Here is a 19,953-nt window from a genome sequence, read left to right as displayed (position 1 = left end):
TGCAATGTCCAGAAATATTCCGAAATATTTAGTGGTGGATGATCGCAGTCGATTGCCGTGTATTGAATTCGCCACTTGGCCCGGCACGATCGGGGGATATGCCCTCACCTGCGTACGCTATTCGCGCCCCGCCAAAGCAAAGGCGGCCACAACTGCTTGGCCGCCTTGCACACTCATATCGCCGGGAGCCCTAAACGCCCAGATAGCGCGTCCACAGCGACCGGTCGCCATCCAATTGCGTGGAGTTGCCTTCCCACACGACCTTGCCGCGTTCGAGGATAACGTGATGATCGGCCAGCGCCAAGAGCCGCTCCACATACTTGTCGATCACCAGAATCGTTTGCCCCGTCTCGCGCAGCCGCGCCAGGCACTGCCAGATCTCTTCTCGCACGCGCGGCGCCAGCCCCTCGGTGGCCTCGTCCAGAATCAGCAATTTGGGGTTGGTGACCAACGCCCGGCCAATCGCCAACATCTGCTGCTCGCCGCCCGACAACTGATTGCCCATGTTGCGTGCGCGTTCACCCAAACGCGGAAACAGTTCGCACACGCGATCGGCATTCCAGGCATGAGCCGTCTTGCCGTTGCGCACATCGGCAAACGCCGTCAAATGCTCGCGCACCGTCAGGTTAGGAAAGCACTGTCGGCCTTCGGGCACGATCGCCAGGCCTGCACGTGCAATGCGGTCCGAGGCCCAACCCGAAATATCGGCGCCGTCCAGTTGCACCGAACCGGCTCGCAAGCCCAACTGACCGAATAGCGTGCGCAACAACGTCGTCTTGCCCATGCCGTTGCGGCCCAACAGGGTGACCACCTGACCCGCGGCAATCTTCATGTCGACGCCAAACAGCACCTGGCTTGGGCCGTAGCCGCTCTCTACTCCCTGCGCGTTCAGCATCATGTGGCCTGCTCCGCCTCGCGGCGTTCCGATTCGGTGGGGGGGTCGTCGTCATCGCCCAGATAGGCTTGGCGGACCTCGGGGCTGTTGCGGATCTCCTGCGGCGTGCCGGTGGCGATCACCTTGCCGTACACCAGCACCGAAATGCGATCGGCAAGCTGGAACACGGCCTGCATATCGTGCTCGACCAGCAGCATCGCGGCGCGTCCCCGCATCGATTCGATCAGGCCCGTCAGCCGCACTGTTTCATCCGGACCCATGCCGGCCATCGGCTCATCCAGCAACAGCACCTTGGGATTGGCCGCCAACGCCAAGGCGAATTCGATCTTGCGCTGCTCGCCGTGCGGCAGCGTACTGGCCGTGCGGCCGAGCAGCGTGTCGTCGATCGAGCATTCGCGCGCCAAGGCGCGCGCGGCGTCGTAGAGCGCCGCCTCATTGCGGCGTGCGTGCCAGAAGCCGAAGCTCGAGCCTGCGTGGGCCTGCACCGCCAGCACGAGGTTATCGAGTACCGACATCGACTTGAAGATGTTCGTGATCTGATACGAACGCGACAGCCCTGCGCGCACGCGCTCATGCGCATTCATGTTCGACACGTCGGTGCCGGCCACATGCAGGCTGCCCGCATCCGCGCGCAGCACGCCCGACAGCAGATGGATCAGGGTGGACTTGCCGGCGCCGTTCGGGCCGATCAGCGCGTGAATTTCGCCGGGATAGAGCTTGAGGCTGACGTTATCGGTCGCCACCAGCGCGCCAAACCGCCGGCACAGACCTTGAGCCTCGAGCACCGGCGCGGTGGATTGCACGTTGTCGTTCATGAGGCCACCCGTTTAGACAGCAAGCCGACCAGGCCGCGCGGCGCGAACAACACCACCAGCAAGAGCAACACGCCCAGCGGCATGTGCCAATATTCGGTCCATTGGCGCAGGAACTCTTCGAGCAGGAGCATCACCACGGCACCCGCCACGCCGCCATAGCGCAGCCCGATGCCCCCCACCAGCACCATGATCAGCAAATTCGCCGATTGGGTCCAATGCATCAGGGTGGGCGACACAAAGAGGTTGTGATTGGCCAGCAGCGCTCCGGCCAGTCCGGCCACTGCGCCCGACAATGCGAACGCCACGAGCTTCAAGCGATACACCGGATAGCCCATCGACTCCATGCGCGATTCGTTTTCGCGAATTCCTTGCAAGGCGGTGCCGAAGCGCGCGTCCACCGTGCGGTTGAACAGCGCCATCACGATCACGAAGATCGCGAGGGTGACGTAATAGAACGTGGTGTCGTTGGCCAGATCCAGGCCCGGCAATGTGGAATAGCCGGTCAGGTTCAATCCGTCTTCGCCGCCATACTGGCGCAGCGAAATGAAAACGTAATAGACCATCTGCGCAAACGCCAGCGTGATCATGATGAAGTACACGCCGCGCGTGCGCAGCGAAATCGCCCCCACGATCAACGCCAGCACGCCGGCCAGCAGCATGGCGGCCGGCCAGACGATCGCCGCCGCAGTAATGCCGGATGCGCCCAGTATCGCCACGGCGTATGCGCCGGCGCCGAAGAAGGCCGCATGCCCCAGCGCCACCATCCCGCCATAGCCAAGGATCAGGTTCAGGCTCGTGGCCGCCAGGGCGTAGATCAAAATACGCCGCACCAGCGACACATAGAATTCCAGATCGAAGATCGGCGCGATCCAAGGCACGGCGATCAGCAGCGCCAATGCAAACAGGGTCAACAATAATGTCGGTCGCATCGTCATCTCAGCCTCGCGCCGGAAAGAGACCGGACGGACGGAACACCAGCACCACCGCCATCAGCACATAAATCGAGATGGCCGCGAGCGTCGGCCCCACGCTGGCCGCCACCGAAGGCGACGCGATTTCACGCAGCAGACTCGGCAGAAAGGCACGCCCTGCCGTGTCGACGAAGCCCACGAGCAGCGCACCGACGAACGCGCCGCGAATCGACCCGATGCCGCCGATCACGATGCACACCAGCACCAGGATGAGAATGTCTTCGCCCATGCCGATCTGCACTGCGGTGATCGGCCCGAGCAAAGCGCCGGCCACGGCCGCGAGCACCGCGCCCAACGTGAAGACGCCCAGGAACAGCAGCGGCACCCGCACCCCCATCAGCGTGGCCATCTGGCGATTGGAAGCACCCGCGCGCACCAGTACGCCGGCGCGGGTGCGCGTGACGAACGCATACAGCCCTACCGCCACGGCGAGTCCCACCGCGATGATCATGATGCGATAGGCGGGGTACAACAATTCTTCGGTCAGTCGCACCGGGCCGGACAACATGGCCGGCATATTGAGCATCACGGGGGCCGCGCCCCAGATCATCTTGACGGCGTCATCGGCGATCAGAATGATGGCGTAGGTGCCCAGCACTTGCGCCAGGTGATCGCGCACGGCCAATCTTCTGATGAGTACGATCTCGAGCACCGCGGCGACGAGCCCCGTCACCACGGCGGCCACCAGCACCGCCGCCATGAACGAACCCGTGCGCTGCATCACATCGGCCGCAACATACGCGCCCGCCATGTATAGCGAACCATGGGCTAGGTTCATGATGTCCATGATCCCGAACACCAGCGTCAAGCCGGCGGCGATCAGGAACAACATCAGCCCGAACTGCAGGCCGTTGAGCAACTGCTCGATCAACAACGTCGATGTCAAAACGATTTCCCCGTGGCCACCGCCCCGGCGAGCGGAACGGCATGCATCGTTTATGGATGAAAAGCGGCGCGCGCGGTATTACCGCCCGCGCCCGGACGGCTTCAGAGCTTGCACTCGTCGACGTACACGTCCTGATAGCTCTCGAACACCTTGCCGTCGAGCTTGTTGGTCACGCGGCCGTCGGCATCCTTGACGATGGTGCGAACGTAATACGCCTGGATCGGATAGTTGTTCTTGCCGTAGGCGAACTTGCCGCGCACCGACGGGAAGTCGGCTTTCTTCAGGGCGGTCAGAATGGCTTCGCGATCGCTCGCCTTGCCGCCGGCCTGCTTGACGGCGGCATCCATGGACATGATCACGTCGAAGGCTTGCGCGGCGTACACCGACGGATAGCGGTTGTTATATTCCTTGCGAAACGCCGCCACGAATGCCTTGTTGGCCGGCACATCCAGATCGTGCGCCCACTCTGCCGTATTGACCATGCCCAGCATGGGCTCGCCCACGGCTTGAATCACATCTTCATCGGCCGAGAAGCCCGGGCCGATCAACTTGATCGACTGCGCCAGACCGGCTGCGTTGAATTGCTTGATGAAATTGATGCCCATGCCGCCCGGCAGGAAGATGTAGAGCGCGTCGGGCTTGGCGGCGCGGATCTGCGCGATCTCGGCGGCGTAGTCGATCTGGCCGAGCTTGGAGTAGAGCTCTTGCGACACGGCCACTTCGTATCCGCGCTTGAAGCCCGTGAGGGCATCCTTGCCGGCCGGATAATCGGGCGCCAGGATGAACATATTCTTGAAGCCGCGATCCTTGGCCATCTTGCCGGCGGCCGTGTGGAAGGCGTCGTTCTGATACGACGTGCCGAACCAGTATGCGTTGCATTGCGCACCGGCGTATTGGCTGGGTCCGGGGTTGTTCGAGAGATACGGCACCTTGGCAGCGAAGAGGGACGGCCCCACTGCCAGTGCCACGTTCGACCCAATGGGGCCGGTAAAGAAATCGATTTTGTCGCGTTGCAGATAACGCGAGACCAGTTGACGCGCCTGATCCGGATTGCCGGCCATGTCGGTCTGGATGAATTCGGCGGGTTGACCGCCGAGCTTGCCGCCCAGTTGCTTGATCGCGAGGTTGAAGCCGTCACGGGCTTCAGCACCCAGGGCCGAGAACGGACCCGAGATATCGTTGGCGATGCCGACCTTGATGGTTTGGGCGACGGTCAAGCTCGGCACCAACAGTGCGGCGGCCAGTACTGACATCGTGAAACGCATGTGAAGCTCCTTGCGCGGCGACGCGCCCTGTGAGGCAATGACGAGAAAAGCGATGTGGAAAACCGGCCGAACCACGTGCGATCACACGGTGCTGGCATGCTGCATAGTTTAGGTTTAAAGTAATCGGCAAAACAAGTCTAGGGTTTATACCCATGCTTGCTCTGCGGGCCGTTGGGCGTCGGTTTCGACACGGCAAATCATCGATCATGCCGCGGTTTTTTTATTATCAACATCGCTCATGCGACGGACGGTTCATGACCTCTCTTTATCGCGATTACGATCAGGCCGGCCTGGACGTGCAATACAACGCGCGGGCAACGGTACCGGATATCTGGCCCATTCTCAAGCAATACGAAACCCAGAGCGCGCACGCGCGGGCTACGCTCGTCTGCGATACGGATGTGGCCTACGGCGATCATCCTGATGAAGTGCTGGACATCTTTCGCCCGGCCGGCGCAGCGCATGGCGCGCCGGTGTTCTTCTTCATCCATGGCGGCTACTGGCGTCTGCTGAGCAAGAACGAATCGAGCGGCATGGCACCGGCGTTCACGGCCGCCGGCGCCGTGGTGGTCTCGCTCAACTATTCGCTCGCGCCGGCCGTGACGCTCGACCGCATCGTCGATCAGACCCGCCGCGCGCTGGCCTGGGTGCATACCCATATCGCCCAATACGGCGGCGACCCTGCGCGCATCCATGTCTGCGGCACGTCGGCCGGCGGCCATCTCACCGGCATGTTGCTGGCCGCAGGCTGGCAGGCGGATTACGGCGTGCCCACCGATGTGGTGCGCGGCGCCGCACCGCTCTCCGGGCTCTTCGATCTGCGCCCTCTGCCGCACACGCACATCAACGAATGGATGCAATTATCGGAAGACGACGCGATCCGCAATAGCCCGATCGATCATCTGCCTGCGCACGGTTGCCCGCTGATCGTGAGCTACGGCGGCAACGAAACCGACGAGTTCAAGCGACAAAGCCGCGACTATCTGACGGCCTGGCAGCAACGCGGCTTCGAAGGTCGCGATGTGCCCATGCCGCATACCAACCACTTCGATATCGTGCTGGCGCTGAACGATCCCGCCGAGCCGCTCACACGGGCGATCTTCGACCAGATGGGCCTGCCGCCCGCATCCTCCCCTGCCCCCGCCTGAAGGTTTCGCCATGATTCCGATGCCCGACCTCGAAAGCCGAGCCGCCCCCGACGACCACCAGGATCTGCGCGTCTGGCTGCGCCTGCTCACGTGCTGCAACCTCATCGAAAGCGATGTCCGCAGCCGCCTGCGCAACGAGTTCGACACCACACTGCCGCGCTTCGACCTGATGGCGCAACTGCAGCGCGCGCCCGCGGGCATGCGCATGGGCGAACTGTCGCGCCACATGATGGTCACCAACGGCAATATCACCGGCATCACCGATCAGCTCGAAAAAGAGGGGTTGGTGGTGCGCACGAAAATCGAAACCGATCGCCGCAGCTCGTTGATCCAGCTCACCCCGCTGGGCCGAAAATCATTCGCCAAGATGGCGCGCGCGCATGAAACGTGGATCAAGAATATGTTTGGCGCGCTGCCCGAAAGCAGCCGCGATGCGCTTTTCAAGGTGCTTGGCGAGCTCAAGCTGCATGTGGTCGCCGACCGCCACGACAAAGCCTGAACGCCGTCATCACGCGACACGGTTAACGGTGGGATAATAAAAGGCTATGTTCTTCCTGGAGGGCGCATGGCCGTCAATCTTCACATCCCGCAAGCTGCCGACATCTTCCCCGTCGAGGGTATCGAGATCGGCGTCGCCGAAGCCGGCATCCGTAAAGCCAACCGCCGCGATCTGACGGTGTTTCGCTTGGCGCCCGGCACCACGGTGGCCGGCGTGTTTACGCTCAATCGCTTCCGCGCCGCGCCCGTGCAGATCTGCGAAGCCCATCTGGCCGCCGGCGGCCCGATCAGCGCCCTCGTCATCAACACCGGCAATGCCAATGCCGGCACGGGCCAATCGGGCCTGGACGCTGCCAACGCCACCTGCGCCGCCCTGGGCGACCTGCTGGGCGTGCCGCCCGCACAGATCCTCCCATTTTCCACTGGCGTGATTCTCGAACCGCTGCCGGTCGACCGTCTCACCGCCGGCCTGCCCCGCGCGATCGCCGCCTTCGGTCCCAACAACTGGATGGAAGCGGCCCACGGCATCATGACGACGGACACCCTGCCCAAGGTGGTGTCGCGGCGCGTCGAGATCGGCGGCCGTACGGTCACGTTCACCGGCGTGAGCAAAGGCGCCGGCATGATCCGTCCCAACATGGCCACGATGCTGGGCTTTCTGGGTACGGATGCAGGCATTGCCCAACCCGTACTCGCTCGCCTGGCCCGCGATCTGGCCAACGTGTCGTTCAATCGCATCACGGTCGACGGCGACACCTCCACCAACGATTCCTTCATCGTGATGGCCACCGGCAAATCCGGTCTGCAGATCGACTCGGAGTCCGACGCCAACTATGCCGTGCTGCGCGACGCGTTTGCAGACGCCGCCCGCGAACTCGCGCAAAAGATCGTGCGTGATGCCGAAGGCGCCACCAAATTCATGACCATTCAGGTCGAAGAAGCCGGCACCACCGAGGAAGCCCTCAAGGTGGCGTATGCCGTGGCGCACTCGCCGTTGGTCAAGACGGCCTTCTTCGCGTCGGATCCCAATCTCGGCCGCATCCTGGCTGCGATCGGCTATGCCGGCATCGACGATCTCGACGTCAACGGCCTGCGCCTGTGGCTCGACGACGTGCTGGTCGCGTGCGATGGCGGGCGCAATCCCGACTACCAGGAAGTCGATGGCCAGCGCGTGATGAAGCAGGCCGAGATCCTGGTTCGCATCGCGCTTGGTCGCGGCACGGTCGCCGATACCGTCTACACCTGCGACTTCTCGCACGAGTACGTCACCATCAACGCCGACTATCGCTCGTAAGCGCATCCGGAGTAAGACGTGTCCGACATCGACCTGACCGCGCTGACCGCGCGCGCAATGCGCGTGCTGGCGCAGCTCGAAGCCTATCTGCCCCCGGCGCCGCCCGATATCGACTGGACGGCGCATGCCTTCCGGTGGCGCAAGCGCGGCGCACGCGGTTGGCTCGATGCCGTGCGGCATGTGGCCCGCATCGCGCCCGACGACCTGCAGCACATCGGCCGCCAGAAAGACATCATCGAACGCAACACGCGCCAGTTCCTGCGCGGCAAACCGGCCAACAACGTGCTGATGACGGGTGCGCGCGGTACCGGCAAAAGCTCGTTGGTCAAAGCCATGCTCGCGCAATACGGTGCCGAAGGGCTGCGCTTGATCGAAGTCGACAAAAGCGATCTGGGCGATCTGGCCGATATCGTCGAGATGGTGGCTGGGCGTCCCGAACGCTACGTCGTGTTCTGCGACGATCTGTCGTTCGAAGAGGGTGAAGCGGGGTACAAGGCGCTCAAGTCCGTTCTCGACGGTTCCGTCTCGGCCTCGGGCGATAACGTGCTCATTTATGCGACCTCCAATCGCCGGCATCTGATGCCCGAGTACATGAGCGAAAACCTCCAGGCCAAGCATCAAAGCGACGGCGAAATTCATCCCGGCGAAACCGTCGAGGAAAAAATTTCGTTGTCCGAGCGCTTCGGCATCTGGCTCTCGTTCTACCCGTTCAAGCAGGACGACTATCTGGATATCGTGCACCACTGGCTGCGTACGCTGGGATGTCCCGAGGCCCATATCGCCGAGTCGCGCACCGAGGCGCTGCAGTGGGCGCTGGAACGCGGCTCACGCTCGGGCCGCGTGGCACATCAGTTTGCGCGCGACTGGTCGGCACGGTATGTCTGAGCCGAAGCAAGCGACGGCGCGTGCGACCGACGGCACAAACGATGCCTCGAACGGTGCCGCAAACGATAGCCAGCCGACACGACCTGCAGGCAGCGACACCGCCGAGCGCAAGATCACGGACGTCGCCGTCGGCGTGCTCGTCGGTCACGACGGCCGCGTGCTGCTCGGGCAGCGGCCGGAAGGCAAGCCGTGGTCGGGGTGGTGGGAATTGCCGGGTGGCAAGCTCGAGCCCGGCGAAACCGTGCTGGAAGCGCTGGCCCGCGAACTGCATGAAGAGCTCGGCATCAGCGTCACTGCCGCCACGCCGTGGGTCACCTACGTGCACACGTATCCCACCACCACCGTGCGCCTGGCGTTTTGCCGCGTAACGGGCTGGACGGGCGAGCCGCGCGGCCTGGAAAACCAGGATCTGCAATGGGTGCATGCGGCCGACGCGCCCACATTGGGTGATGTGCTGCCCGCGACGTACCCGCCCTTGCGCTGGCTGCGCTTGCCGGACACCTATGCGATTACCGCCATCGGCGGTGCCGACCGGATGGACGCCTACCTCGAACGCCTGGATCGCGCGCTCGCCGGCGGCCTCAAGCTGCTGCAGTGGCGCGAGCCTCAGTGGGACGACGGTGCAGACAGCGCAAGCTGCCTGGCGGCGCTGGAGCGCGTTGTGGCGCGCTGCCACGCGGCCGGTGCCCGGGTGCTCGTCAACAGCGTGCATCCGCAACCGTGGTGGAACCGTGCCGACGGCGTGCACCTACGCGCGCAGGATGCTCAAGCCCTCGCTGCGCGGCCAGCGCTTGCAGATCACGCGTTGCTGGGCGTATCGGCACACTCGGCCGCCGAGATCGCGCAGGCGCGGCGCCTGGAAGCGGATTTCGCAGTGCTGAGCCCCGTGTTGCCTACCGCGTCTCACCCCGGCGAACCCGGTTGCGGCTGGGCCGGATTTGCGGCCATGCTGGCCGATGCCGGGCTTCCGGTGTTTGCGTTGGGGGGGCAGTCGGCCGATACGCTGACGACGGCGCAGTCGTATGGCGCCCACGGCGTGGCCGGGATTCGCGGGTTCATCTAGGTCGCGCCCGCGTTCGGCGCAACCCTTTTCGGATTCTCCCCTTGCGGCATGAGCCGCCCGATATCCTCGAACATCGACGTCCACTCGGCTTCGCTCATCTGCAAGATCCCGAACGATCGCAACAAAAACGCGCCTTCGGTCGCCAGAAACGCAAGTCTGGCCTGGCGACCCTCCGGCGTGTCGGGGTCTGCACGGTCCAATAGACTGCGGTACCACGCGCTCACCTGCGTGCGGATATCCGGTGTGGACAGCATGGCGGTCATCAAGCCGGCCGCGCGATCGGCCTCAGGCCCATCCATTCTTCGCGTCGTTTCCACATGGCCTGCAAAGGCATCGATCGGCCCAGGCGCAGGGCCCACCAGCGCGGCCACCGACGTGTCGTAATCCGCGGTCCAGCGATCGAATACCGCCTGCACCAGTTGCGCCTTGGTGCCGAATGCAGACTGCACACCGCCCTTGCTGATCCCGGCGGCACGCGCCACCGCACCGATCGTCAGGCCGGCCACGCCTTGTTCGCGCACCAGCACTTCCACCGCGTTCAGCACGGCATTGCGATCGATCACGGGTTGCCTGCTCATCTCGATTTTCCTTTAGAATACGATCGTATTTTAATCATGAAGGTCGTGGAAGTGCATTATTCGAACGCCCATACGCCGCTCCAATCGCCCAAGCGCTGGTTGATCTTGGCCGTGATCTCGAGCGCATTGTTTCTCATCGTGATCGACATGACCGTGCTGTACACGGCCCTGCCCACGCTCACGCATGCGCTCAATGCCAACGCGTCGCAAAAGCTGTGGATAGTAAACGCCTATGCATTGGTCGTCTCCGGTCTGCTGCTCGGCACCGGCACGCTGGGCGATCGGCTCGGGCATCGCAAGCTGTTCATTTCCGGGCTGATGGTTTTCGGCGTCGCGTCGCTCTGCGCGGCTTTCTCGCCGAGTCCAGCGTCTCTGATCGCCGCCCGCGCCTTGCTGGCCGTGGGTGCCGCCATGATGATGCCCGCCACCTTGTCCATTATCCGGCTCACCTTTCTTGACGAACGCGAGCGCGCAATGGCCATCGGCATCTGGGCGGCCGTCGCGTCCGGTGGCGCGGCCTTCGGCCCGGTGCTGGGCGGCCTGCTGCTCGAGCACTTCTGGTGGGGATCGGTCTTCCTGATTAACGTGCCGATCGTGATCGCGGCGTTGATGGCCGCTGTGACGCTGATTCCGCCGAGCACGGGCAATCCGGCCCGCCATTGGGATCTGCTGGGATCGTTGCAGGCGATGGTGGGGCTGATCGGACTGGCGTACGCGATCAAGGAGCTCGGCAAACGCGAACCGTCATTGGAAGCCGCCGCAGCAGCGTTCGTGCTCGGTGTCGCGTTCATGGTGCTGTTCGTGCGCCGCCAGCGTACCCGCCAGGATCCCATGCTGGATTTCCGCATCTTCCGCACGCCGGGCTTCACACCGGCCGTTGCCGCGGCACTGGTCGCCGCCGCCACACTGATCGGGATGGAACTCGTATTCAGTCAATGGCTACAACTGGTGCAAGGCATGTCGCCCTTGCAGGCGGGCCTGTTCATCTTGCCGTTGCCGCTGGCCTCGTTCGTGGCCGGCCCCATCGCCGGCCATCTGCTGCCGCGCATCGGCAGCCAACGCTTGCTGTCCGGGGCACTGCTCATGTCCGGTCTGGGTATGGGCGCCTATGCGTTGCTCTACGAGGCAGCCGTTCTGGCACAAGTGGCGGCGCTGAGCGTGCTGGGCGCCGGTATCGGCGCCACCATGACAGCGGCCTCCAGCACGATCATGCATAGTGCGCCGCCCGAGCGAGCCGGCATGGCTGCATCGGTCGAAGAGGTGTCTTATGAGCTGGGCGGCGCCATCGGTGTCACCGTGATGGGCAGTTTGCTGTCTGCGATCTACACCGCTTCGATGGCCGTCATGCCGCTCGGATCCATCCCCGCGATCGCACGCGACAGTCTGGACGAGGCACTGATCGTGGCGGAAAAAATGGCGGGCCAGGAGGGCGACGGTCTGGTTGCCCTCGCTAAAGAGGCGTTCGATCGCGGCTTCCTGGCGGTGCTCGCCGCCTCGGCCGCCCTGCTCATCGTTACGGCGGTGGTCGTGGGCATGAAGGCCAAGCGGCCGAATCGCGACGGCTACGTCGGCGCTGCGTACCAACCTCCGACGGCCAAGACGCGCGGATAGCGTCAGTCGGGCGTGCCGACGTCCAGAAGGTAATGCATGCCTTCGCGATTCTCGATCGTGATCGACGCCGGCCGCGGCTGATCCAGGCTGGCATCGGGACGGATCGACAGCGTGAGATTCGCCAGGGCGATTTCCCAATGGTCTTCGGCCTGACGAGCAGGCACATCGACCACGCGTGCAAGCAACGCCGCCGTCGCGGCTGCTTCCGGGGCGGCCACGTCGATGCGTGTGGCGGTGCGTGCACCGTTGGCATGCGCCATCAGCTCAGGCACCCACACATACTCGGGCGTCAGATGGCGGCAGAAATACATCCGCAATCCAGGGATGGGCTGCTTGGCAAACCGCACCGTTTGAAACTTGGCCTCGACCGTTTCGCCCTGATAGACCATCGAGCGCGACAGCTCCTGCACCGGATTGACCTCAAACCCCAGGCCACTCAAGCGCTCGAACGTCGCCTGCGCATCGGCCGTACGAAACACCAGGGCTTCCAGGCCGAAGGCCGAATCGGCGATTTCCTTGCGTGCCGGCGGCTTGCCCGCGGGCCAGCCCAGCAGCTCGATATACAGGTTTTCGAGCGCGATCAAACGGTTGCACGACCCGAGGTTGTGCACCGCCACGTCGCTCAGCGAAAACCCCTGCCGTTCGTAGTGCGGTGACAGCGTATCGAGCTGATCGCGCACCATGATGACGGCATGGTCGAATTCGGTACGTCCGACGGGATACATACCGATTTCTCCTTTAGCTCAACTTACCGTGGCACTGCTTGTACTTCTTGCCGCTGCCGCACGGGCAGGGATCGTTGCGGCCCACCTTGGGCAACGCATTGCGCACGGTATCGTCCGCCGGCGGCGAATTCGTCGCGGCCGAGGCCAGCGCTTCTTCGTAGTCGGAGTGGTGATACTGCACGTTTTGTACTTGATTTTGCGCCTGCTCGGCTTCGGTCGCTTCTTCGACCTGCTCGGCCGATTGCACCCGCACCGTCATCAGCAATTTGACGACGTCGTCGCGAATGCGGTCAAGCATGCCCGAGAACAGCTCGAACGCTTCACGCTTGTATTCCTGCTTGGGGTTCTTTTGCGCGTAACCGCGCAGATGAATACCCTGGCGCAGGAAATCCAGCGACGACAAATGCTCGCGCCAGGCCGTGTCGATCGACTGCAACATCACCGAACGTTCGAACTGCGACCACGACTCTTCGCCCACCAACGCGATCTTGGCGCTGTAGACATCGGCAGCCGCTTGCTGAACGATCTTCAGCACGTCTTCTTCGGTCAGGTTGCCATCTTTCTCGACCATCTCAACGAGCGGCAGATCCAATTGCCAATCCGCAGCCAGCACCGTTTGCAGGCCGGGCACGTCCCACTGCTCTTCCACCGAACCGGCGGGCAGATGGGCATGCACCAGATCTGCGATGGCCGCATCGCGCAGATTGCCGATGGTTTCACCCACCGACGAGGCTTCGAGCACGTCGTTACGTTGCGCGTACAGCACCTTGCGCTGATCGTTGGACACGTCGTCGTATTCGAGCAATTGCTTGCGGATATCGAAGTTGCGGCCTTCCACCTTGCGTTGCGCCGTTTCGATCGAGCGCGACACCACGCCCGCTTCGATCGGCTCGCCTTCGGGCAGCTTCAGGCGCTCCATGATGGCCCGCACCCGATCGCCCGCGAAAATGCGCATCAGCGAATCTTCGAGCGACAGATAGAAGCGGGACGAACCGGGGTCGCCCTGACGGCCGGCACGGCCGCGCAACTGGTTATCGATCCGGCGCGATTCGTGACGTTCGGTGCCGATGATGCGCAGGCCGCCTGCGGCCTTCACTTCTTCGTTCACCGGCTTCCATGCGGCGCGGATGGCGTCGATGCGCTGGGTTTTCTCGGCTTCCGAAAGTGCGGCGTCGGCGTGGATCGCATCCACCTGCTTCTCGACACTGCCGCCCAGCACGATATCGGTACCGCGACCGGCCATGTTGGTGGCGATCGTGATGTGACCAGGCTTGCCCGCGTCGGCCACGATCTCGGCTTCGCGCGCATGCTGCTTGGCGTTGAGCACTTCGTGCGGCAGCTTGGCTTCCTTCAGCAAGCCGGCCAGCAGTTCGGAGTTCTCGATGCTGGTGGTACCGACGAGCACGGGCTGACCGCGTTCGTGGCAATCGCGGATGTCCAGCAGAATGGCGTTGTACTTTTCGGGCGTGGTCTTGAAGACCTGATCGTTCTGATCCTTGCGCACCATCGGCCGGTTGGTCGGGATGATGACCGTTTCCAGGCTGTAGATTTCCTGGAATTCATACGCCTCGGTGTCGGCCGTACCCGTCATGCCGCCCAGCTTGGCGTACATGCGGAAGTAGTTCTGGAACGTGATCGACGCCAGGGTCTGGTTCTCGTTCTGGATCCGGACGCCTTCCTTGGCTTCGACCGCCTGGTGCAGACCATCAGACCAACGACGACCCACCATCAAGCGGCCCGTGAACTCATCGACGATGACGATTTCGCCGTCCTGCACGACATACTGCTGGTCGCGGAAGAACAGATTATTGGCGCGCAACGCCACCATCAGATGATGCATGAGCGCGATGTGGCGCGGCTCGTACAGCGATTCACCGGCCGGGAGGATCTCGAGGCGCGCGAGAATTTCCTCGGCGTGCTCGTGACCGGCTTCCGACAGGTACACCTGCTGGCTTTTTTCGTCGACCCAGAAGTCGCCTTCGGGTTCGGGCTCTTGCGGCTTGGGCTCGCTCGCCATGCGCGTCAGCATGGGCGGCACCGCATTCATCTTGATGTAGAGCTCGGTGTGATCTTCGGCCTGACCCGAAATGATCAGCGGGGTGCGCGCCTCATCGATCAGGATCGAGTCCACTTCGTCGACGATGGCGTAGAAGAGGCCGCGCTGACGGCGGTCTTCCAGACGGTATTCCATGTTGTCGCGCAGGTAGTCGAAACCGAATTCGTTGTTCGTACCGTACGTGATGTCGGCGGCGTAGGATGCCATCTTCTCTTCGTTGGGCTGCTGCGGCACGACCACGCCGACCGTCATGCCCAGGAAGCCGTACAAGCGGCCCATCCACTGCGCATCGCGACGCGCCAGATAATCGTTGACCGTGACCACATGCACGCCCTTGCCCGCAATCGCGTTCAGGTAGACGGGCAGCGTGGCCATGAGCGTTTTACCTTCGCCCGTGCGCATTTCGGCAATCTTGCCGCTGTGCAGCGCGATACCGCCCAGCATCTGCGAGTCGAAGTGACGCATGCCGAACACGCGCTTGCCGCCCTCGCGAACCACGGCGAACGCCTCAGGCAACAAGTCGTCCAGCGACGTGCCCTGCGCGTACCGATCGCGAAACTCTTGAGTCTTTGCGGCCAGCTCGGCGTCGGAGAGCGCCGAAATCTGCGGCTCCAAACCATTGATCTTGCCGACCTGCTTGCGATACTGCTTCAGCAACCGGTCATTACGGCTACCGATAAGCTTCTTGAGAAAAGAGACCATGCGTCTTGTGGGCCGCACACGCCACCTGCCCTGTCGGGCCGTCGCGCGTGACACTGAGGCGAAAGAGTTGAGCGGTCGAACCCGCCGGGAAACGAATCAGTTTAACGCAACGCGCCGCTTAGCGCGGCGAGCGTGCACTGGCCGACGCTTCAGCGAGCTGGGGCGGGGCGCTGCGCGGCGCGCCGAGGAACAACTTGGGGTCCAGGGCCTGGCCGGCGAGCCGCACTTCGAAGTGCAGGTGCGGTCCGGTCGACCGCCCGGTCGACCCCACCCGCGCCACGAGCTGGCCACGTTCGATCAAGTCGCCGCGCTTGACCAGCAGCGCCTGTGCGTGGGCATAACGCGTCATCAGGCCATCACCGTGATCGATCTCGACCATATTGCCGTAGCTTGGATGAAACGACGATTCGACCACCACGCCACCGGCCGCGGCCAGGATCGGCGTGCCGGGCGGCGCGGAGAAATCCAGCCCCTCATGCACCGTGTAGCGGCCGGTGAGCGGGTGCTGGCGCCAGCCGTATGAAGACGTCAGATACGGGAAATCGGTGACCGGCATGGTCGTGGGCAAGCGCGCCACTTCGGCCGACCGGTGCGTGAGCGCCAGGTCGTAGACCGTCATGCGGTCCGTCTCACCCGAGAGACCGATCAGCATTTCATCCAGTTCGCGCCCCAGCGCCTCGGCCGACAACGTGCCCTCTCCGGGCGTCGCGCCTTCGGACACGATGGCCGGTGCGCCCGCCAATCCACCTTGCACGGCAGGATCGGTGTACTCCACGCCGGCCGCTTCGGCCACGCGACGGCCCAGCGTCTCGACACCGGTCATGCGCGCCTGCAAAGCGCCCAGACGCTCGGACAGCAACGTCACACTTTGGCGCGCCGCAGCTGCCGCGCGGGCAGACTCGGGCGTATCCGTCGAGGAGACGGTAATCGTGGCAGGGGGCTCGGATGTCAGGTAGGCTTGGGTCCAGGCGCCCACGACGCCTGCCAAGGTTATCGCCACACACGCTACCGTTGCCAGGACGCCGGCGCCGATGGCGCGCTGGCCACCGTCACCCTCGCGGCCCCACGCAATTGTTAGTTTCACACTGCATTCCTATAATCGTTACGCATGAGCCAACGCGTCTTCATCAATCGCCCCCGCTACGCCCCCAAACGGCGTGACCATACCGCATTTGCATGGCTGGGCAATGACACAAAGAGCTCAGGCGTGCTCGAAACGGCACGCCGCCATCTGGCTATTCAAACCGCCGTCGCCGCCGCGTTGCCGCGACCGCTCGCCGACGTCTGCAAAGTTTCAAAGCTCGACAACCAACGGCTGACCGTAGCCGTGCCGAGCGCCGCGCATGCTGCCAAACTGCGGCAACTCGGCCCGAGCATCGCAGCCGCGCTGGCCGAAAAAGGCTGGGCAGTCAACGAGGTCGAAGTCCGCGTGCTCGCCAGCCTGCAACTACTTCAGGCCTACCGGCGCCCCGCCCCCAAGGAAGCGGTTCCGTTGGACAACACCGCATTGGATGCGTTCCAAACGCTGCAATCCAATGTTCGCCCGGGGCCACTGGCCGACGCCATCGCACGGCTGTTGGCTCATCACCGCGAAAAATAGCGCACGAAAAGCTTCTTCGGCGCCGCTTGCTCGACACCGGCGCCGAATGACTCAAGCACCGGATCTACTCAACTGCTGGATGTTTCCTACTCAGCTGCGGGTTCGTTCAAAACGCTTGATCTCGGGATCCACCAAGCGCTGGGCCCACCACCTGCCGGATCCAGCCGAGCACGGCATCCATCAGGCACCAAATGAAAAGACCGGCTACGGCTCCACGCCGACCGGTCCTTCTTTTACCCCAAAATCGCGTCTATTGCCTACCGCACTATCGCCAGCGGGGACGCTGCCAGCTATTACGCGGCACCCTCAAGCGGCAAATTGCCACTCATGATGAAACGCCTTGGGCGCGGCCGCCTCCGACTCGTAACTCACGAGCTCCCACGAGTCTTCCTGCGCCAACAAAGCACGCGCCAGTTGGTTATTCATGTAATGACCCGATTTGCACGCCACATAGCGCGCCACGAGCGGCTTGCCGAGCAAATACAGATCGCCAATCGCGTCCAGAATCTTGTGTTTGACGAATTCGTCGTCGTAACGCAGGCCATCGCTGTTGAGCACGCGATATTCATCCATCACGATGGCGTTATCGAGGCTGCCGCCGCGGGCCAGGCCCATCGAGCGCAATGCTTCCACTTCGTTGACGAAACCGAAGGTGCGGGCGCGCGCGATTTCCTTGGTATAGGAATGCGTGGCGAAATCCACTTCAGCGAAATTGGCCGTCGAATCGATGGCCGGGTGGCGAAAATCGATGGAAAACGCCAGCGAGAACCCGTCATGGGGTTCGAGACGGGCCCATTTTTCCTGCTTGCCTTCGCCTTCGCGATACTCGATCGGCTTGGTCACCCGGATGAAGCGCTTGGGCGCGTTCTGTTCCACGATGCCGGCCGAGCGCAGCAGGTACACAAAGGTTGCGGCGCTGCCGTCCATGATGGGCACTTCTTCGCCCGTCAGGTCGACGTGAATATTGTCGATACCCAATCCCGCCAATGCGGACATCACATGCTCGACGGTCGAGACGCGGACGTCGCCCTTTTGCAGCACCGAGGCCAACCGCGTATCGCCCACGCCATCGGCGCGCGCGGGCAGGTCCACCACTTCCGGAAGATCGGTACGGTGAAAGACAATGCCGGTGTTCGCTTCGGCCGGTCGCAGGGTAAGCTCTACCCGGCGCCCTGAATGGACGCCTACGCCGGTCGTTCGAACGAGGTTCTTGATGCTGCGTTGACGGAACATAGGTGGTGTAAATCGATATCGCGTTGGATAAGTCCACTCTCCAGATGAGAGTGTTTATCATCGCTGGTTGGCCATTGTAGTCCGCCGCACTGCACAAGCCAAGCGAGGCGCAACCAATTGAAACGTTTCACCGTGATGTCATCTTGCTGACGATCGCCCCAACCGCCCGGAACCGCGAGGCTCCGGGCGTGAGGGTGTCATGCAGGTCCTGCGTCGATCAATCCGCCTGCTTGCGCAGGAATGCCGGAATGTCGAAGTGGTCCATGCCCGAGCTTTCCAGCGCGCGCACCTGGGCCGACGCCTGTGTGCGCGGGTTGCGCATCACCGACGGCATGTCCAGATTGCGGTAGTCGCTGCCGCCGTTGTTCATCTGCATCGGTGCATCGTCGGTGCCGGTACGGAGCATTTCGACAGTGTTTTGCACCAGTTGCGGACGTTGCTGCTGCTGCGCGGCAGCGCGGCCCAGACCCGTGGCCACCACCGTGACGCGCAGGCTTTCACCCATCGTCTCGTCGTACGCGGTACCGAAGATGACGGTCGCGTCGTCCGAAGCGTAGCCGCGGATGGTTTCCATGATTTCACGCGTTTCGCGCATCTTGAGCGAGCGGCTGGCGGTGATGTTGACCAGCACGCCGCGAGCGCCGTGGAGATCGATACCTTCCAGCAGCGGGCAGGCGATGGCGTGCTCGGCGGCCACTCGGGCGCGATCGGCGCCGCTGGCGCTGGCCGTACCCATCATGGCTTGACCTTGCTCACCCATGATCGTCTTCACGTCTTCGAAGTCGACGTTGACGTTACCTTCCACATTGATGATTTCGGCGATACCGGCGCACGCGTTGTGCAGGATATCGTCGGCCGAACGGAAGCAATCTTCTTGCGTCGCGTCTTCGTCCATCAGGTCGTACAGGTTTTCGTTCAGCACGACGATGAGCGAATGCACGTGCTTGGCCAGTTCGCCAATGCCGTCTTCAGCCATCTTCAGGCGCTTGTTGCCTTCGAAGGTGAACGGCTTGGTGACCACGCCCACGGTCAGGATGCCCAGTTCCTTGGCCACTTCGGCCACGACCGGACCTGCGCCCGTACCCGTACCGCCGCCCATGCCGGCCGTGATGAAGACCATGTGTGCGCCGTTGAGCGCAGCACGGATTTCTTCACGCGCGGTTTCGGCCGAGGCACGACCTTGCTCAGGCTTGGCGCCCGCGCCCAGGCCGGTGCGGCCCAGACGGATCTGCACCGGGGCGTTGGTCGCCGCCAATGCTTGCGCGTCGGTGTTGGCGCAAATGAAATCCACGCCCTGCACGCCCGAACGAATCATGTGCGCGACGGCATTGCCGCCCGCGCCGCCTACCCCGACCACCTTGATAACGGTGCCCTTGGTTGTGTTGTCCAACATTTCAAAGTTCATCATGATGACTCCCTCAAGTCCGATTCATAAAATTTCGTAAATCCCACATCCCTGGAATCGTCTCAAAGCTGATGCCGGCTCTTGATGGCCCGCAACGGGTTTGAAACGTCTCTCCTGCATCCTGCTTCGGGCTTGCGCCCCGTACTGCGTTCTTTCGTACTGCACCTGCCACTGCCTACTGCCGACTGCTGATGCTGCGAACAGCGAATCGCCTTCTGCTGCGACCCGCCCGTCCTACTGCGACTGCCGGTACTGCTTGTCCTGCGTGTTCTGTACTGCGGGTCCTGCTGCCCTGATGTGTCGCTTGTCCTGCCTTACTGCGT

The 19,953-nt window shown here is 63.1% G+C and carries 18 protein-coding genes; 7 read left to right on the top strand and 11 right to left on the bottom strand.

What is annotated here, in order from left to right; all coding sequences use genetic code 11:
• Positions 1–190 precede the first annotated feature (190 nt).
• The 5 genes from EYW45_RS06975 to EYW45_RS06955 form a co-directional block, all read right to left on the bottom strand.
• Positions 191–895, bottom strand: coding sequence for an ABC transporter ATP-binding protein (locus tag EYW45_RS06975; protein WP_161135361.1), 705 nt, complete (start codon positions 893–895; stop codon positions 191–193).
• Positions 895–1,710 carry an ABC transporter ATP-binding protein gene (locus tag EYW45_RS06970; protein WP_161134680.1) on the bottom strand — a complete coding sequence of 272 codons (816 nt, stop codon included), beginning with the start codon at positions 1,708–1,710 and terminating at the stop codon, positions 895–897. Before EYW45_RS06970 ends, EYW45_RS06975 begins: the two co-directional genes overlap by 1 nt.
• Positions 1,707–2,639, bottom strand: coding sequence for a branched-chain amino acid ABC transporter permease (locus tag EYW45_RS06965; RefSeq protein ID WP_161134679.1), 933 nt, complete (start codon positions 2,637–2,639; stop codon positions 1,707–1,709). The genes EYW45_RS06970 and EYW45_RS06965 overlap by 4 nt, the downstream gene beginning before the upstream one ends.
• 7 nt (positions 2,640–2,646) lie before the next feature.
• Positions 2,647–3,567, bottom strand: a complete 921-nt coding sequence (locus tag EYW45_RS06960; RefSeq protein ID WP_161134678.1) for a branched-chain amino acid ABC transporter permease — start codon at positions 3,565–3,567, stop codon at positions 2,647–2,649.
• A gap of 101 nt (positions 3,568–3,668) precedes the next feature.
• Positions 3,669–4,832 (bottom strand): ABC transporter substrate-binding protein, encoded by a 1,164-nt coding sequence (locus EYW45_RS06955; RefSeq protein WP_161134677.1) that lies wholly within the window; start codon positions 4,830–4,832, stop codon positions 3,669–3,671.
• A gap of 254 nt (positions 4,833–5,086) precedes the next feature.
• On the opposite strand from EYW45_RS06955, the gene EYW45_RS06950 reads away from it, so the two are divergent.
• The 5 genes from EYW45_RS06950 (at position 5,087) to EYW45_RS06930 (ending at position 9,720) form a co-directional block, all read left to right on the top strand.
• Positions 5,087–5,980 (top strand): alpha/beta hydrolase, encoded by an 894-nt coding sequence (locus EYW45_RS06950; protein WP_161134676.1) that lies wholly within the window; start codon positions 5,087–5,089, stop codon positions 5,978–5,980.
• 10 nt (positions 5,981–5,990) lie between these two features.
• The gene (locus tag EYW45_RS06945; protein ID WP_161134675.1) at positions 5,991–6,479 is read left to right on the top strand and encodes a MarR family winged helix-turn-helix transcriptional regulator; all 489 of its coding nucleotides are present in this window, start codon (positions 5,991–5,993) and stop codon (positions 6,477–6,479) included.
• Between the two features lie 66 nt (positions 6,480–6,545).
• Positions 6,546–7,772, top strand: a complete 1,227-nt coding sequence (gene argJ / locus EYW45_RS06940) for a bifunctional glutamate N-acetyltransferase/amino-acid acetyltransferase ArgJ (protein WP_161134674.1) — start codon at positions 6,546–6,548, stop codon at positions 7,770–7,772.
• Between the two features lie 57 nt (positions 7,773–7,829).
• Entirely contained in the window at positions 7,830–8,657 is an 828-nt protein-coding gene (locus tag EYW45_RS06935) for an ATP-binding protein (RefSeq protein WP_202444655.1), read from the top strand.
• Positions 8,650–9,720: a Nudix family hydrolase gene (locus EYW45_RS06930; protein ID WP_161134672.1), complete on the top strand. Its 1,071-nt coding sequence runs from the start codon at positions 8,650–8,652 to the stop codon at positions 9,718–9,720. The genes EYW45_RS06935 and EYW45_RS06930 overlap by 8 nt, the downstream gene beginning before the upstream one ends.
• Here EYW45_RS06930 and EYW45_RS06925 read toward each other — a convergent pair.
• Positions 9,717–10,298 carry a TetR/AcrR family transcriptional regulator gene (locus EYW45_RS06925; protein ID WP_161134671.1) on the bottom strand — a complete coding sequence of 194 codons (582 nt, stop codon included), beginning with the start codon at positions 10,296–10,298 and terminating at the stop codon, positions 9,717–9,719. The genes EYW45_RS06930 and EYW45_RS06925 overlap by 4 nt on opposite strands.
• Before the next feature lie 36 nt (positions 10,299–10,334).
• Here EYW45_RS06925 and EYW45_RS06920 point away from each other — a divergent pair, with 36 nt between their 5' ends.
• Positions 10,335–11,909 carry an MFS transporter gene (locus EYW45_RS06920; protein ID WP_161134670.1) on the top strand — a complete coding sequence of 525 codons (1,575 nt, stop codon included), beginning with the start codon at positions 10,335–10,337 and terminating at the stop codon, positions 11,907–11,909.
• A 2-nt stretch (positions 11,910–11,911) separates the two neighbouring features.
• On the opposite strand, the gene EYW45_RS06915 is transcribed toward EYW45_RS06920, so the two are convergent.
• From EYW45_RS06915 to EYW45_RS06905, 3 genes are all read right to left on the bottom strand, one after another.
• Positions 11,912–12,634 (bottom strand): VOC family protein, encoded by a 723-nt coding sequence (locus tag EYW45_RS06915; RefSeq protein WP_161134669.1) that lies wholly within the window; start codon positions 12,632–12,634, stop codon positions 11,912–11,914.
• A 13-nt stretch (positions 12,635–12,647) separates the two neighbouring features.
• Complete coding sequence (gene secA / locus EYW45_RS06910; protein WP_161134668.1) at positions 12,648–15,392, bottom strand: preprotein translocase subunit SecA; 2,745 nt, start codon at positions 15,390–15,392, stop codon at positions 12,648–12,650.
• A 118-nt stretch (positions 15,393–15,510) separates the two neighbouring features.
• On the bottom strand, positions 15,511–16,476 hold the full coding sequence (locus EYW45_RS06905) for a M23 family metallopeptidase (protein WP_328703599.1): 966 nt from the start codon (positions 16,474–16,476) through the stop codon (positions 15,511–15,513).
• Between the two features lie 123 nt (positions 16,477–16,599).
• On the opposite strand from EYW45_RS06905, the gene EYW45_RS06900 reads away from it, so the two are divergent.
• Complete coding sequence (locus EYW45_RS06900; protein WP_407924903.1) at positions 16,600–16,992, top strand: DciA family protein; 393 nt, start codon at positions 16,600–16,602, stop codon at positions 16,990–16,992.
• 306 nt (positions 16,993–17,298) lie between these two features.
• On the opposite strand, the gene lpxC is transcribed toward EYW45_RS06900, so the two are convergent.
• Positions 17,299–18,225, bottom strand: a complete 927-nt coding sequence (gene lpxC, locus EYW45_RS06895; protein WP_161134666.1) for a UDP-3-O-acyl-N-acetylglucosamine deacetylase — start codon at positions 18,223–18,225, stop codon at positions 17,299–17,301.
• 217 nt (positions 18,226–18,442) lie between these two features.
• Positions 18,443–19,633, bottom strand: a complete 1,191-nt coding sequence (ftsZ, locus tag EYW45_RS06890) for a cell division protein FtsZ (protein WP_161134665.1) — start codon at positions 19,631–19,633, stop codon at positions 18,443–18,445.
• Positions 19,634–19,953 lie beyond the last annotated feature (320 nt).

This window comes from Schauerella aestuarii (assembly GCF_009866805.1).
In the GTDB taxonomy this organism is placed as follows: domain Bacteria; phylum Pseudomonadota; class Gammaproteobacteria; order Burkholderiales; family Burkholderiaceae_B; genus Schauerella; species Schauerella aestuarii.
This window is presented reverse-complemented; position numbering and strand designations above follow the sequence as displayed.